This is a genomic window from Lysinibacillus sp. NPDC093688, assembly GCF_050280145.1.
In the GTDB taxonomy this organism is placed as follows: Bacteria; Bacillota; Bacilli; order Bacillales_A; family Planococcaceae; genus Lysinibacillus; species Lysinibacillus xylanilyticus_B.
In genome coordinates this window covers 73,362-88,420 of record NZ_JBNNUX010000001.1, presented here as the reverse complement: position 1 = coordinate 88,420, position 15,059 = coordinate 73,362, and the positions used below count along the sequence as shown (strand labels likewise).

The following is a 15,059-nucleotide window of genomic DNA, read 5'->3' as shown; positions in this document are numbered from 1 at the left end:
AACTCCTGGTAAAACATGCGCCTTAATAGTAGTCGTTATAACGCCGCATCGAATTATCGGATTTTTCTGATTTCCCGGAAAATAATTTTGAATATTCATCTCATCTAAAGCTTTTTATCGAACTTGGTATAGTTAAATGCAGCTAGCTTTGTCGGGCATCGCCCTCAATTCATTCGAGTTTACAACCAATCGATATTTATCCATTTGTTCCATCCACTTTTGTTATACGGATGCCATTGTCAAAAAGTTCCCTTAATCTCAAAATTTCGTATTCTATAACTTTTTTCCCACTATCTGTTATAATGTATTCCTTTTTTCGTCCGTCTCCATCTAGCGCCTCAATCCATCCTCGTTCTAGTAATGTTTTGATTGCCCCATAAATCGTTCCCGCTCCAAGGCGAACTCGACCATTACTCATTTCCTCTACCAGTTGCATAATGCCGTAACCATGCCTAGCATCAAATAACGCTAATAAAATATAATAAACGCCTTCTGTTAAAGGCGGATGCTCTTGCGTCATACAAATCCCCCTTTTTATATCGTCCAACAATATATCGTCAGCTGATACATTTAAAATATATCAGCTGACGATATATTTGTCAATGCTATTTTTTCCATAAAAAGTATAATATCTTTTCATACTCGTAGTGTAGCACTTTGAGGTTGTTTTGATTCACTTCGAGTGATTTCCCTGATACCCGAACATTTAAGCAGTTCTTGGATGACCAAAGCAATCTTTTGGTCATCCAAATGTTTCTTAATTTCTCCTGTATTTGAATATTTTATTGCATAAAAAATTTCTCTATGCTAGCATGTAAGTAATTACTTGCACGAAAGGAAGAACTCTATTGTCAACAAAAAGCACCGCAGAACGAATCATTGAAGCTGCCTTACAACTCATTAGTGAAAAGGGCTATACTGCGGCAACAACGAAAGCAATTGCTGAATTAGCAGGGGTCAATGAAGTAACTATTTTTCGCCATTTCGGAAACAAACGCGGCATTTTGAAAGCCATTATTGAGCAATTTTCCTATTTCCCTCTTTTGCAGCAAGAGATCAATAAAAATGTTACATGGGATTTGGAAACGGATTTACTAAATTTCTCTATAAAGCATTTTAACTTTTTAATGTCTATTAAAGACTTTGTTATGATCGGCTTTAAAGAAGCAATGCAGTTTCCTGAGATCAACGAAGAGATTGCTAACATCCCACTTCATATTAAAAACGAGCTCATTCATTACTTTCAGGAAATGCATGAAAGAGGGAAAATTAGAGAAATTGATTTTGAAGCAGCAGCGTTATCTCTTATTGCTGTCAATTTTGGTCATTTCATGTCACGTGCACGCTTAGGAACAATTGTTTCTAATATGTCACCTGAAGAGTTATTAAAAACAAGCATTTCTATTTTTTCTAGGGGATTGGCTCCCTAGAAAAAATTTTTCTTTTCAATGCAAGTAAGTACTTACTTATATCGGAGGTTAACTTATGAAAGGTTTACAAGCTTTATTTAAGATTCGAGAAACTTATATTGGCATCGTCATCACAATTGCATTTCAGATCATTTTCTTTTCCGTATGGATGACCGCCTATGATGGTGTCAATGACAGAACAGACAATTTAAAGATTGGACTAATTAGTGAAGATACAGAGATGGGGAAAAAAGTAGTAAATGAAATAAAAGCCACACTACCTTTCACATTAGAAAATTACACTTCTCTAGACAAAGCTGAGCATGAATTAAACCAACGTGATATCCAAATGATTATTCATATTCCAAGCGACTTTACGAGTCAATTACAAGCAGGTAAAGAAGCTGAAATCATTTACTCTATTAATCAAGCGAATGCTAGCATCACAAAAAACATGATGGACGGAGTAGCCAAACAAGTAACAGCGGAAATTAACCACAATATTTATCCTGTACAACAGGGCAAAACTATTGAGGCATTTTCTCAAAAGTTCTCACTGCTGCCAATGGAGCAACATACAGCACAACAAATTAACGAAGCCGTTGCTACTACAATTATGAGTGTAAAGGATCGTGCGATAAATTCTACTATTATTAAAACGAATAATGTTGAAGAGTTTGCTGCGAATTTTGTGCCATTGATGGTTATTATTTCGTCATTCGTTGGTGCAATGGTAATGATTATGCAGCATCAGCAGGCTGCACAACTTGTGCAAGATACAATTTCGAAGTGGCAATTGTTCCTAGCAAGACAGCTTATTAATATTGGTGTTGCCTTTGCCCTTCCGCTATTAACGATTGGCTTAATGCATCTATTTAATATTTCAAGTCAAGTAAATTTTTTAACAGTATATCTTTTTCAAGCATTAATGTTCTGGGCTTTCCTCTGCTTAGCACAAGCCTTTATCATCATTTTTGGTAATCTGGGTATGATTTTTAATATTTGCGCTCTTTCTATGCAGCTTGTTACATCAGGTGCTCTTGTTCCACAAGCGATGCTATCTAATTTTTACAATAAACTAGCGTCACTTCTTCCAGCTAGTTACGGAGCAGATGGCTATTACACAATTATTTTTGGTGGAAGCACTAATAATTTAATGAGTAATTGTAGCTCATTAGGAATGATCATTGCTGTAACATTGGCCATGTCTGCTATCGTAGTTGCTTTAAAAAAATCAAAAGTAAAAAGCGAGCAAATAGTCCCTGCTACTGTTCAATAATATTGTCAAAAAAGCGATATACTAATGACGAGTTAGTACATCGCTGATTTTGTTGAACGACTATTATGTTAATTAAATTTAGTGTCCTATTAAATAAAGTGTGCTCTTCGGCAAAACGAGGGGTTGATTTCCGTTCCGACTGAGCGCTTTCCTGGGGGCGTCCGATGAGCCGCTTCACTCGCGTTGCTCGCTCCAGGGTCTCATCTGTGACGCTGATCCCCGAGGAGTCGCTCAGTCTACACTCCAATCAACCACTTCATTTAGCATGTATCTTCTGGCATGCTGCTCTAATTTTTAGTGATATATTGGAACCTTAACAATATAATCTGGAACAGAAATCATCCTCATTTAAAGAGCATCCATATTCACAAAGTTTACCTTGACCATTTTGTTATTTATATCTATCAGAGATATAGGTCCTCACTTCTATCCATCTCTTCATTTTAAATCAAAGAAATTTCCTGCATCACTTTTCACCAATCCGCAAAATAGCCGCAAGTTGCTTATTTAAGGTACTAACGCTATCCACAAAATCTTGGCGATACCATTGAATGATAAGGCCGATGATTGCATTTGCCTGATACGCACTATAATATTCAATAGATGCCTCATCATGTGCTTTATTATGGATAGTGATATCCCTTTTTAGCAGAGAGAAAATTCCATCAAATAACATATAATAGTAGGTCAGCGGTACATTTTTTGAAAAAACAATGCGATAGAACATTTTAAAGCGCTCAATATGATGAAAAATACGAATAGTATTAGGATCTATTTGGTTTTTATCCATTGTTGTTACTACACGGTACGGTTCCTCGTAGGAATTATTCAAATCCTCCATAATTTCCTGAAAGTATTCCTCAAATAGTCCTTCCTTTTGCTCGTAGTGCAAATAAAAAGTACCTCTATTCACCTTTGCTACCCGACAAATTTCTGCGATTGTAATGTTCTCTAAAGGCTTCTCACTCAGTAAAGTTAGTAAAGCATTATGTAATGCTTGCTTCGTTTTGACAACTCGTAAATCGTTGGCGTTCAAATTTTTCACCCCCTTATTAAACAGATTTTTTTTATATGTTGATTACTGAACAGTTCTTCGTATTTTGCATATTGAAATCGCTTACAATTCCATTATATTATTTTAATGAACACATGTTCAATATCTAACATAATATATCCTAGAAATCACTGGGACAAACGCTGGTGAAAGAACATAATTAATAGGAGGTTTTTGTGATGAGATTAGAAGGTAAAGTAGCAATCGTAACAGGTGCCGCGTCAGGTATGGGTAAAGCAATTGCAGAAGGTTATGCAATTGAAGGTGCAAAAGTCGTAGTTTCTGATTTAAATATAGAAGGTGCACAAGCTGTTGTTGAAGGTATCGAAACAGCTGGTGGAACAGCAATCGCCGTTCAAACAAATGTCGCTTCAACAGAAGATTTACAACGCTTATTTGATGAAACAAAAAATGCTTTTGGCACATTAGATATTTTAGTGAATAATGCTGGTATTATGGATGGAATGGAGCCAGTTGGTGAAGTTACTGATGAGCGTTGGGACAAAGTATTCGCGGTAAATACAACTGCTGTTATGCGTTCAATGCGTATGGCTACAGAAATTTTCCTTGCTCAAGGACATGGTGTATTTGTCAATAATATTTCTGCTGGTGGTCTCTATGGCGGCCGTGCTGGGGCTGCCTACACCGCTTCTAAGCATGCTGTTGTTGGACTGACAAAAAACACAGCATTCATGTATGCAAATAAAAATATTCGCTGCAATGGTATCGCTCCAGGTGCAGTTATAACAAACATAGCTTCTACCATGACAAACGTGAGCCAAACAGGTGCAGCACGCCAATCACTAGGTATGTCCATTAACCCACGCGCTGGACAACCTGAAGAAATCGCTCAGCTTGCAATATTCCTTGGCTCAGATGAAGCAAGCTTTGTCAACGGACAAGTAATTGCTGCTGATGGTGGTTGGACAGCTTACTAAGTTTCAACATACGAGAAAGCACGCACATGTAAAATTCATTGTGCGTGCTTTCTATCAATTAAAATCCATTTTTATGCTTTTTTGCTGGGAATAAGCATCCTATTAATGCCCCAATTAACGCTGGTAATATCCATCCTAAGCCGATGTCGTAAAAAGGTAAAATATTCGAATAAGCTTTCTCAATCGCATCAAAAATACTTAGCTTCGCCGTAGGAATGCTAACTACTAATGCTTTATAGCCATCAATAACACTAATAAAAATTGTAAAAATCATAGCAACCGCATATACCGTTTGCTTATTTTTAAATAGTGGTGAGCATAATGCAAGGACAATTAAGACAATTGCTATCGGATATAGGAACATCAGCACTGGAATAGCAAACTTAATAATGTTCGTTAATCCGAAGTTGGCAATTGTAAATGACATAACACACAAGATCAATACAAACCATTTATAGCTGACTTTCGGAAATACCTCATGGAAAAATTCACTACAAGATGTGATTAAGCCAATACTTGTCTTTAAACAAGCAAGGACAATAATAACTGCCAATAAAATAGCCCCGAATGATCCAAAATAGTGATCTGCCACTGCGGAAAATATTAACCCACCATTGTCAAATGTGCCAACAGCTCCAATACTTGATGCCCCCATATACGTGATTAAACCGTATATTAACATCATTAATGCCATGGCAAAAACACCAGATTTCCACGTTGCTTTAGCAATTTCTTTTCTGTCTGTTATTCCTGCACTTTTAATTGCATTAATGACAACAATACCAAAAGCTAGTGAAGCTAACGCATCCATTGTGTTATAGCCTTCTTTAAAGCCTGTCATAAATGCTGAATCAATATAATCTCCCATTGGCTGTTGGAAATGCCCCATCGGTTTGACAATACTAATAATAATTAAAATAAATAACACAATCAGAAATGCTGGTGTTAAATATTTTCCGATATAATCCATAATTTTCGCTGGATTCAATGAGAAATAATAAACGATGGCAAAAAATACAAAGCTAAATAAAGCAAGTAAAAGTGTTGTATGCTCAGCTTGAATATATGGTTCAAAGCCAACAACAAACGGAACTGTCGCTGTACGAGGAATCGCAAAAAAAGGTCCGATCGTTAAATAGAGAGCTAATGAAAAGATGACACCGAATAATGGGTGCACCCGGCTCGCTAAGTCACGCAAACCGTTACTACCTGATAAACCAATAGCTAAAATACCTAGAAAAGGTAAACCGATAGCTGTTACTAAAAATCCAATTAGGCCAAGCCAAAAGTTGGTTCCTGCTAATTGTCCAAGCTGAATTGGAAAAATAAGATTCCCTGCCCCAAAATACAGTCCGAAAAGCATCGTACCGATGACTGCATATGTTGAAAAAGGTATTTTCTGTTGCATTTTGATGAACTCCTTAGATGTATTTCACTATTGCGAACAATTTAAATGAAGAGATTTTTATTACAATTCCATTATAGTATCAAGCATTTATTTGAAAAACAATAGTTTTTTCTTTTAAAATCGTTAATTGTACAGTTCCTAGCTTAAAATAGACAAAACTAAAAGAGCTGTCTGCTGACAGCCCCTTAGTTTGCTACAGACCACTCTACATGATCTAAAAACTTATATACGTCCTCATACACTTTTTCGCGCTCTTTATCTAATGTAATAATATGACCAGAATTTTCATACCAAATAATCTCTTTATCATCTGTTTCCACAGTATTTAAAATGAATGGTGCACTTTCTTGATAAAGCTCATCATCTAATGAACCTTGTAATACTAATGTAGGTGCTTTGATTGTAGATAATTCATCGCGAGTTTCTGTCGTTAAACGTGTCACACCATCTAAAGAATCCTTTGGTGTAATACGTAATTCATGTAATTCAGAAATAATTTGATCTTTTGATTTATTTTCAAAATGTTTATATAAACGAGCGTAATGATATAAACGTGTAAATAAGCCTTTTGAGTTATCGCGTGTGATTGGTGCACACATGGCAACACATGCTTTCACAGGAAACGTCTCTGCTACTTTTAACGAAAATACGCCGCCAAGTGAAATTCCTACTACCGCGATTTCTTCATAACCATTACTTTTTAGGAAGTTATAACCTTCCACAACATCGTTCCACCAGTCTTCTGGTCTTGTTTCAAGTAATGCTTCTGGTTCTACACCATGCCCACTATAAATCGGTGCATGAACTGTATAACCACGTTTTGATAAAAATTCACCTAGCTTTTTCACATCTTTTGTGCTACCTGTGAATCCATGCAGTAATAGTACGGCTTTTTTGCCTCCCTCAATTGTTAGAGGTTGTGGCTTTGAAAAATTCATTTTATAATATCCCCTTCACGGAAACTTGTAATTGTGTAATTTATGTGTCTATCTTAACACCCTTTATTCATAATGTACAATTTATAATTTTTATCATATTAATGTCTTTCGTGCATTAACGATGTGAGGTTAATGACTGTTATATAACGCTTTCTGTTACTTTGATTTTGCATTTCTCATTTTAAGAGTAAAGTTTTTTCAAAAAATTTTTATGCCACATTCTCAGGCAGAAATTTATCTGTACTGAAAGCGAAGCGTTAGGTGCAAGACTCCACCTCAAAATTCAGCGAAAGCAAAGAAATTAGGTGAAAGAACAACTGCCCGTAAATGCCCGATTGGTGAAGACTAATAATCAGTGGGAAAGACCCCCACTGATTAAAGTTTCACTTTATCCCGCATTAACGGGCAGTATTACTAATAGCAAAGCGTTAGGAGCAAAACTCTCACCTTACATTTAGTAAAAGCAAAGGTGAAAGAATAACTGCCCATAAATGCCCGATTGGTGAAGACTAATAATCAGTGGGAAAAACCCCCACTGATTAAAGTTTCACTTTATCCCGCATTAACGGGCAGTATTACTAATAGCAAAGCGTTAGGAGCAAAACTCTCACCTTACATTTAGTAAAAGCAAAGGTGAAAGAATAACTGCCCATAAATGCCCGATTGGTGAAGACTAATAATCAGTGGGAAAAACCCCCACTGATTAAAGTTTCACTTTATGTCCCTATACTTCCTACTCTTTTATCGTTATAATGCTGTTAACTCAAAAATAACGGGAATAGAGGTGGGAAAAATGGAGTGGCAGCAATTGGAATATTTTGCAACAGTAGCAAAACTTGAGCACATGACTCGTGCAGCTGAGACATTAGCGATTTCTCAGCCAGCATTAAGTCGTTCTATTTCAAAGCTTGAAGAGGAATTAGGAGTACCCTTGTTCGACCGACAAGGACGTTCGATTATGCTCAACCGATATGGCGAGCTTTTTTTGTATCGTGTCCAACGCATGCGTAAGGAATACGAAAAAGCAGTTATAGAATTACAGGAGCTTAATAACCCAGAGCTAGGAGATGTGTCACTCGGCTTTTTACATACTCTAGGGACTAGCATCGTTCCTGATTTGATTCGCGCCTTCCGTCAGAACCATCCGCATATACGCTTTCACTTTACACAAAATTACTCACACTCCCAATTGAAGCAATTACTTGCAGGAGAGTTAGACCTTTGCTTACTCGCAGCGATTGACACGGAGCCACCTGTTTGTTGGAAGGAGCTGTGGCGTGATGAGCTTTATATTATGGTACCAATCGACCATCCCTTCGCCAAACGTAAAAGTATCAAAATGAAGGAACTTGAACATGAGAATTTTGTTCTGTTGAAAAAGGGTTACGCATTACGCCGCACAGCTGATAAATTATTAAATGCAGCAGGTATCAAACCGAAAATTACGTTTGAAGGTGATGAGGTATCTACAGTTGCTGGTTTTGTAAGTGCTGGGCTTGGCGTGTCGTTGCTACCTGTTGATGAAGACTTGAATCCAAATAAATTGGCTAAAATTCGTGTTGAGGATATGGTTTGTGAACGGACCATAGGTATGGCTTGGATTGAAAATCGATACCTTCCACCATCAGCAAGGCAATTTCAGCAATTTGTATTCGATTATTACGAAAAGAAATAATTGAAAGCTCTTATCATTTCAATTATTAATAAACGAGCTAAAACAGAAAAGCGAGTAACAATTCACCTCTGTGTAATTGTTACTCGCTTTTCTTTATCTTCATTCAGCAAATGTTTTCTGTAGCGAAAGCAAAGCGTCAGCTACAAATGTTTTCTGTAGCGAAAGCAAAGCGTCAGCTACAAATGTTTTCTGTGCGAAAGCGTAGCGACAGCAACAAATGTTTTCTGTGCGAAAGCGTAGCGACAGCAACAAATGTTTTCTGTGCGAAAGCGTAGCGACAGCAACAATTAAGCCAAGGTGAAATCGATATGTTCAAATGGATTTGGGAAAAGTCAGTGTAACAGATGTCCCCTCATCTAATTGACTTTCAATAGATAATTTGCCATGATAGTTGTCCATCAATTTTTGTGCAATGGATAACCCAATTCCATATCCCCCCTTTTTTCGATTACGTGATTTTTCCACTCGATAAAAACGATTTGTAACAAAAGGTATATCTTCTTCAGGAATACCGATTCCAAAATCTTGCACAGTCAATTCATGCTGATGATAATAGATATTTACTTTTTTTTCATCATTTGAATACTTAATAGCGTTATCGATTAATATTGTAAGCACTTGTTCAAGATGCCCTTCTGTTATGGCCAATGCTTCACTTTTAGTTATTTGAAGCGAAAAAGAGAAATCTGGATGGGTAATTTGAAAATCATTGATAACTTTTTCTATAATATATTGAGGATTCTCCAATAAAATTGAGACATTCTTGATTTTTTCTGAATCTAGTCTAGATAATTCTAATAAATCCTTTACCAGTTTTTCCATTCGATTCACTTCTTTTAAAGATGAATTCAATGATTTATCTAACACTTCAGGATCATTTTTTCCCCAACGATTTAACATCATTAAATTTCCATTCAACACCGAAATCGGCGTTCTTAATTCATGTGAAGCATCTTCCACGAACTGTTTTTGTTGATTAAATGAAGTTTCTAATTGATCCATCAGTTCATTAAAGTGATTTGCTAATTCTGCAATTTCATCTTGCGCAGGCTGTACTTGTACCCTTTCTTTTAAACCAAACTTTTTAATTCTAGTAAGCGTTTGGGAAATATCTTGTATCGGTCTAACGATTTGTTTCGAAATGAATAGCGCCCCTACTAAACTTAAGAAAACTGCACCAATCCCTGACAAAAACATAACTAGCCCAAATTGTGCTAATAAATTATCGAAAATCTCCATATTACGAATAATTTCAACTACAAAATTTGTACCATTTATAGGCTCGCGATACACTAACAGTCGGTCGTCACCTGTTTTGATTAATTCAAAGTGTCCGTTCTGAACTGAGTGAGAAGGTACTTGCAATAATTCTTCTTCACTAACAGCGATAATACTTTCCCCATTTTCATCCAAAATACGAATGGTCTCTGATTTTTCATTAATGGAATGAATGAACGATTTATTTTCCTTAATAAACTTGCTAGAGAGCTTTTGGTCATCATAAAGATTTTGTATAGCTATCATCTTATTTTCAATCGCCTGTTCTTCATAATGAACCATCCAACTGTTCATCACAAAATATTGCAATATATTGTAAGAAACGAATAAACCAATCATCATTACCGTTGTCCATAAAATAACTTTTGTTTTTAGCTTTAACGATTTCATCATTTCATTACATACCCGACGCCACGAACCGAATGAATATAATGATCTTCATCATTTTGAAGTTTATTGCGCAAATATCTAACATAGACATCTACAACATTCGTTTCCACTTCCGTATCATATCCCCAGATTTTTTCCAATATCAATTCCCGAGAAAGTACGTGATTTACATTTTGTAAAAATATTAAGAGGAGTTCATATTCTCTTTTTGTCAAAGGTATTTCTTCAGTCTCTTTCATAACCGTTCGAGACATCGTATCAACTTGTATTTCTTTAAATTTTAAGTGCTTGATAACATTCTTTTCATATCGTTCATTTCGACGAAAAATCACGCGCATTCTCGCTAACAGTTCTTCAATTGAAAAAGGCTTAGACATATAATCGTCAGCTCCTACATCCAAGCCCATCACACGATCCATAATGCTATCTCTCGCAGTAAGCATAATTATTGGCGTTTCTTTCACAAGCCGAATTCTTCTACAAATTTCTGTACCATTTAAATGAGGTAGCATTAAATCTAAGAGAATAAGGTCGAAATGTTCATTCAGTGCTGTTTCCAGCCCTTCACGTCCATCATGGATAACCGTCACATCGAAGCCTTCGTGTGTAAGTTCTAATTCTAAAAATTCCGTAATTCTTTCCTCGTCCTCTATGATTAGTACTTTCTTCAAATGTGAGCCCTCCTAAGATTTATACTATTTATATGTTACCGGATTATAGAAAAACTAACAATTCCCGAAGTTCTGTGTTTAATACGTTTGATTTATAGCTAGGATCATTTTCCGATACCTATTACTAGTAGACTAACTGATTGCATAATAAAGAGCAGAAGTTCATCTATTTTTCATCCTATAATCTCCATTATCAATTATGCCTCGGCATAATTGCGTCCGGAATCGGCTTTGTGCTTAGGCCTGCAGATGTTTTTTGTGCGAAAGCGCAGTGCTAATGTAGCGACAGCAACACGAGGGCCGACACGATGTCGGTCATTTCGGTAATGCCACAGGACGTGGCGGTTTTACCGACGCAGGTCAGTTAGCCGTTATCGCATGGATGCGATGATTTTAGGCTAATATCCCCTAAGAACTCCTTTCCGATTCCGTGACATCCGCCGGAGGCTTTAGGCCAACAGATGTTTTTTGCGCGAAAGCGTAGTGCTAACGTAGCGTCAGCAAAAGGTTTTGTCTGTGCGAAAGCGAAGCGTCAGCAACAGCAAGATGTTGGTCACTCAGTCGTTGCCACAGGACGTGGCGTTCTTAGACTGAGTTCCTCAATTTCAGCGGATGTTTGGGCACGCGCTGGCCCGCATTCGTCTCACCACTTCTAGAGGTGGGAGACTTCTGTACCTGTCGCTACGCTTTCGATACAAAAGACATTTGCTGAAAGAAGTTAAAGAAATATTATTGCAACTACCTACAAAAAGTGACAAAAGAAAAAGGAAGGGTCTTCACCCATTCCTTTAATTGATACGATTAATCGTTTTCTTCTGCTCCATCATCTTCATTTTCCGCTTCCACCTTCACTACTTTACCTGAAGCAGCATCGATTTTTACATCTTTCACATCGCCAGATGAAGTTTTTATTTCAAAACCGTAAACCACAACACCGTCTTCATCTTCTAGTTCAGATTTTTGTACTGTTCCTGTAACATTTTCAAGAGCAATCTCTTGGGCTTTTTCTACTGATAATTTTGCTTTTGCTTGCAGTTCAGCAATGTTATCGTCATCCTTTTCAGTTTCTACCTGACTAGTCTCCGCTTTATCGCTACTAGCAAATGCAGAAGTGATGACATAATTACCTGCAAACGCGCCTCCAATAAATGTTGCTGCTAAAACTGGGATCATTAATTTCTTTATCATTTTGAGTTCCTCCTAAAAATTATTGTAAAGTTTTCTTACAGTCCCTATTCTGACAGGACGTTATGAAAAGTTTAGGAGAATGATTTAAGAGTTCAATAAATTTTTAATGAGTATTTTCTCATTTTGAGGTTCACTACAAGACAATTTTCTTCAACATCAAAAACCACCTTCTCCATAAGAAAGGTGGTTGCTGCAAAGAAATTTATTATTACTTTCCTACATATTTTAATTGATACGAATACATATCTGTTGTATCTCCATCAATCTCAAAAATTCCATGCTTTACAAGGGCCATTAGGCGTTTTTCCACAAACTCTTCACCTAAATATTCATCAATTGAACCAATTGTTTCACCGATGATACGCATCGGTTTAAGCCATTCCTCATTTAGTTCTGCATGTGCTCTTTCCGCACATTCCATAATGATGGGATCCAATGCATCTTCCGCTACATGGACAATTCCATCTTGCCAAACACGCAATGTACTAGGGTTTTGTTTGAGCTCGTCCCATTCCTTTGCAAGTTGCTGACACTCATCAATAGAAAAACGCTTTGCCTCAGAACGTAGCTTCATAAGCAAGTCTGGTGAAAGCTCACCTGTTTGACGAATCATCATGTTTGGCTGTACACGTTTCAAGCCATCTGTGGCATCAATCCCATATACCATACTACATTTATTGATCAACTCTCTCATGACATAACGTAACCCAATCTCTTCATGAGTACTTTGACTGTACCATACCCAGACATCAACATCGCACGGTAAACCTGCAATTTTTTTCTTCCATTCTTTATGAAGATCCTCGTTCAATTCACGTTCTTCACTGTCCCTAAAGATGTTGGCTCTTAACCAGCTTTTTCGTTCTTCTAAGCTGCATAGCGGACCAATCGAGAAAATCTCATTGACACTAAGCACTGACTCATCTCGTTGTAAATGATGTTGTCGTATTGCATGTTTAATTGAACCCTGTGTAGATAAGCTAAACGTTATATGTAAAATTGCCATGAAAATCCCCCATTTTACTGTTTACTTAGCGCTATTTGTATTCCAATAAAAGTGAAAAGTACGCCTTGGATCATATTTAATCGTTTAGCAATTGCAGGCTTCCCAATAATTACTTTTCTTACTTTACCGGCAAAAATACTAAATAAAGAAAATAGTATTAGCGCTTGTACTAAAAATACAATACCCAAAATTAGCATCTGTAAACCTACATGGCCATTAGAAGGATTTACAAACTGTGGCAATAGTGCTAAGAAAAATAAAGAAACTTTTGGATTTAAAATATTCATTAAAATACCTTTTCGATATAACGTCACATAGGCTTGTTTATCTTGCTGTTCCAGTGTGAATGGATCGCCTTTCGCACGAAACGATTGCCATGCCAAGTACAATAAATACGCCGCTCCTGCAAACTTAACAAGAGAGAAAATAACTGTTGATTGATAAATAATAGCTGAGATTCCGAGAACCGCCGCACCGATATGGACGAGTAAACCTGTACATAGGCCAAGTGATGTTGCTATACCAGCCTTTTTATCCTGTGTGATGCTTTGTGCTAGAACAAATAAATTATCTGGACCTGGCATCAGTGTTAATTAATTGCCGCTCCTAAAAATGCCATTATGGTTGAAAATTCCAATACTATCCCTTCTTTCTATTACTTTTATAAAAATACTCATCATAAGTAGGGTTAAATTTATTCCGACTAACCCTGCTTTTAGTAATGAACTATTACTTTTAGAAAAGAATAACCATAAAATGGATTTACCTCTATTGTACTACATACTAATATATATTTTCTAAATTTTCACAAAAAACATATAACCAATTATGCTCGTTTCAGCAATACTTTTCTACCTTAATCCATTATAATGAATATTATCATAACGTAAAAGTCGTATTGTTTGGGAGAAAGAGGTGTTTATTGATGGCAGTCAGTGATATTGTAAAGCAATTTGAAGACGAGCAAGGAAATGTCTATTATAAAATGAAAACACATGATATCAGAGTACAGGCTACGCAATCTTCAGGGTTAGCGCCAGTTATTACTTATTGGATGGGTGAAAAAGAGATTACAGACGATATTCGAAGTTTACGCTTTAGCCCTCGCCCTCCCTCAAGTTATATTCAAGATTACGATGAATTTCAAACTATGCTTTATGCAAAAGAACAACGTGCCATCAACGAAATATATGAACAAATGAGTATTAAACCGAAAAACATGTCTTCAGGAAAACAAATAGTATGGAGTTTTTTCGTGATTGTTATAGCGATGCTCCCACTCTTTATCGCAATCTGGTGGTTCAAGTAAACGTGGTTATGTTGCCCTTACACTTTACCCTCGATTGTTCATTATTACTACCTTATTTATTCAAAACTTTCTATTAACATTCCTAATCAGCTTGACAGACATGCTAAAGTAGTGCATTCTTTATAGAAATCGGACACTAACTAACATAATTGCTGAGGGTCCATTCAAAAAAGATATTGAATTATACAATAAAAGCGAGCGAAGATTAGTACCTAGAAACTACTTGATCAGAGAGCGATGCCCATCGGCTGTAAGGCATTGTACAAGAAAGACTAAAGAACCTACTTCGTAAATCGTCCTAGCTAAACTAGGCGCAGTCTCAAGCGTTATGAGCAAAGTGGAATGTCAATGATGTTCAATCTAGGTGGTACCACGGAAAGTAAACCTTTTCGTCCTAATTTTTTAGGATGAAAAGGTTTTTTATTTTTTACTTTTTTCTGCAAGTGTTTTATGTAACGTAAGTGAAACGGCAGTTACAAATGTTTTCGTAGCGAAAGTGAAACGTCAGCTACAAAT

Annotated in this window: 14 protein-coding genes and 1 pseudogene; 6 read left to right on the top strand and 9 right to left on the bottom strand. The window is 36.6% G+C overall.

Annotated elements, in window-relative coordinates:
• Positions 1 to 196: 196 nt before the first annotated feature.
• Positions 197 to 520, bottom strand: a complete 324-nt coding sequence (locus tag ACQKN2_RS00420) for a PadR family transcriptional regulator (RefSeq protein WP_323646465.1) — start codon at positions 518 to 520, stop codon at positions 197 to 199.
• Between the two features lie 328 nt (positions 521 to 848).
• Here ACQKN2_RS00420 and ACQKN2_RS00415 point away from each other — a divergent pair, with 328 nt between their 5' ends.
• On the top strand, positions 849 to 1,430 hold the full coding sequence (locus ACQKN2_RS00415) for a TetR/AcrR family transcriptional regulator (RefSeq protein ID WP_427413159.1): 582 nt from the start codon (positions 849 to 851) through the stop codon (positions 1,428 to 1,430).
• 55 nt (positions 1,431 to 1,485) lie between these two features.
• Entirely contained in the window at positions 1,486 to 2,688 is a 1,203-nt protein-coding gene (locus tag ACQKN2_RS00410; protein ID WP_427413158.1) for a YhgE/Pip domain-containing protein, read from the top strand.
• A gap of 466 nt (positions 2,689 to 3,154) precedes the next feature.
• Here ACQKN2_RS00410 and ACQKN2_RS00405 read toward each other — a convergent pair whose 3' ends face one another.
• Positions 3,155 to 3,724, bottom strand: coding sequence for a TetR/AcrR family transcriptional regulator (locus ACQKN2_RS00405; protein WP_427413157.1), 570 nt, complete (start codon positions 3,722 to 3,724; stop codon positions 3,155 to 3,157).
• 197 nt (positions 3,725 to 3,921) lie between these two features.
• On the opposite strand from ACQKN2_RS00405, the gene ACQKN2_RS00400 reads away from it, so the two are divergent.
• Positions 3,922 to 4,680, top strand: a complete 759-nt coding sequence (locus ACQKN2_RS00400) for an SDR family oxidoreductase (protein ID WP_427413156.1) — start codon at positions 3,922 to 3,924, stop codon at positions 4,678 to 4,680.
• A gap of 58 nt (positions 4,681 to 4,738) precedes the next feature.
• Here the strand turns inward: ACQKN2_RS00400 and brnQ are convergent, their stop codons facing one another.
• Both brnQ and ACQKN2_RS00390 read right to left on the bottom strand, forming a co-directional pair.
• A complete protein-coding gene (gene brnQ, locus ACQKN2_RS00395; RefSeq protein ID WP_427413155.1) occupies positions 4,739 to 6,088 on the bottom strand; it encodes a branched-chain amino acid transport system II carrier protein in 1,350 nt (449 codons plus the stop codon).
• Positions 6,089 to 6,273: 185 nt separating this feature from the next.
• Positions 6,274 to 7,026, bottom strand: coding sequence for an alpha/beta hydrolase (locus tag ACQKN2_RS00390; RefSeq protein ID WP_427413154.1), 753 nt, complete (start codon positions 7,024 to 7,026; stop codon positions 6,274 to 6,276).
• A gap of 793 nt (positions 7,027 to 7,819) precedes the next feature.
• Here ACQKN2_RS00390 and ACQKN2_RS00385 point away from each other — a divergent pair.
• Positions 7,820 to 8,701, top strand: coding sequence for a LysR family transcriptional regulator (locus ACQKN2_RS00385; protein ID WP_427413153.1), 882 nt, complete (start codon positions 7,820 to 7,822; stop codon positions 8,699 to 8,701).
• A gap of 312 nt (positions 8,702 to 9,013) precedes the next feature.
• Here the strand turns inward: ACQKN2_RS00385 and ACQKN2_RS00380 are convergent, their stop codons facing one another.
• Positions 9,014 to 10,372, bottom strand: a complete 1,359-nt coding sequence (locus tag ACQKN2_RS00380) for a sensor histidine kinase (RefSeq protein WP_427413152.1) — start codon at positions 10,370 to 10,372, stop codon at positions 9,014 to 9,016.
• Positions 10,369 to 11,040 carry a response regulator transcription factor gene (locus tag ACQKN2_RS00375; protein WP_427413151.1) on the bottom strand — a complete coding sequence of 224 codons (672 nt, stop codon included), beginning with the start codon at positions 11,038 to 11,040 and terminating at the stop codon, positions 10,369 to 10,371. Before ACQKN2_RS00375 ends, ACQKN2_RS00380 begins: the two co-directional genes overlap by 4 nt.
• A 461-nt stretch (positions 11,041 to 11,501) precedes the next feature.
• On the opposite strand from ACQKN2_RS00375, the gene ACQKN2_RS00370 reads away from it, so the two are divergent.
• Positions 11,502 to 11,696: a hypothetical protein gene (locus tag ACQKN2_RS00370; RefSeq protein WP_427413150.1), complete on the top strand. Its 195-nt coding sequence runs from the start codon at positions 11,502 to 11,504 to the stop codon at positions 11,694 to 11,696.
• Positions 11,697 to 11,841: 145 nt separating this feature from the next.
• Here the strand turns inward: ACQKN2_RS00370 and ACQKN2_RS00365 are convergent, their stop codons facing one another.
• The 3 genes and pseudogenes from ACQKN2_RS00365 to ACQKN2_RS00355 form a co-directional block, all read right to left on the bottom strand.
• The gene (locus ACQKN2_RS00365) at positions 11,842 to 12,228 is read right to left on the bottom strand and encodes a PepSY domain-containing protein (protein ID WP_427413149.1); all 387 of its coding nucleotides are present in this window, start codon (positions 12,226 to 12,228) and stop codon (positions 11,842 to 11,844) included.
• A 208-nt stretch (positions 12,229 to 12,436) separates the two neighbouring features.
• Entirely contained in the window at positions 12,437 to 13,234 is a 798-nt protein-coding gene (locus ACQKN2_RS00360) for a DUF3658 domain-containing protein (protein WP_427413148.1), read from the bottom strand.
• A gap of 14 nt (positions 13,235 to 13,248) precedes the next feature.
• A pseudogene (locus tag ACQKN2_RS00355) lies at positions 13,249 to 13,871 on the bottom strand (LysE family translocator).
• Between the two features lie 288 nt (positions 13,872 to 14,159).
• Here ACQKN2_RS00355 and ACQKN2_RS00350 point away from each other — a divergent pair.
• Entirely contained in the window at positions 14,160 to 14,543 is a 384-nt protein-coding gene (locus tag ACQKN2_RS00350) for a sodium:proton antiporter (RefSeq protein WP_427413147.1), read from the top strand.
• The last annotated feature ends 516 nt before the right edge of the window (positions 14,544 to 15,059 follow it).

Coding starts and splice junctions, on each gene's coding strand:
- ACQKN2_RS00420 (WP_323646465.1), bottom strand. CDS start 520: ATGACGCAAGAGCATCCGCCTTTAACAGAAGGCGTTTATTATATTTTA.
- ACQKN2_RS00410 (WP_427413158.1), top strand. CDS start 1,486: ATGAAAGGTTTACAAGCTTTATTTAAGATTCGAGAAACTTATATTGGC.
- ACQKN2_RS00400 (WP_427413156.1), top strand. CDS start 3,922: ATGAGATTAGAAGGTAAAGTAGCAATCGTAACAGGTGCCGCGTCAGGT.
- brnQ (WP_427413155.1), bottom strand. CDS start 6,088: ATGCAACAGAAAATACCTTTTTCAACATATGCAGTCATCGGTACGATG.
- ACQKN2_RS00390 (WP_427413154.1), bottom strand. CDS start 7,026: ATGAATTTTTCAAAGCCACAACCTCTAACAATTGAGGGAGGCAAAAAA.
- ACQKN2_RS00385 (WP_427413153.1), top strand. CDS start 7,820: ATGGAGTGGCAGCAATTGGAATATTTTGCAACAGTAGCAAAACTTGAG.
- ACQKN2_RS00380 (WP_427413152.1), bottom strand. CDS start 10,372: ATGATGAAATCGTTAAAGCTAAAAACAAAAGTTATTTTATGGACAACG.
- ACQKN2_RS00370 (WP_427413150.1), top strand. CDS start 11,502: ATGTTTTTTGCGCGAAAGCGTAGTGCTAACGTAGCGTCAGCAAAAGGT.
- ACQKN2_RS00365 (WP_427413149.1), bottom strand. CDS start 12,228: ATGATAAAGAAATTAATGATCCCAGTTTTAGCAGCAACATTTATTGGA.
- ACQKN2_RS00360 (WP_427413148.1), bottom strand. CDS start 13,234: ATGGCAATTTTACATATAACGTTTAGCTTATCTACACAGGGTTCAATT.
- ACQKN2_RS00350 (WP_427413147.1), top strand. CDS start 14,160: ATGGCAGTCAGTGATATTGTAAAGCAATTTGAAGACGAGCAAGGAAAT.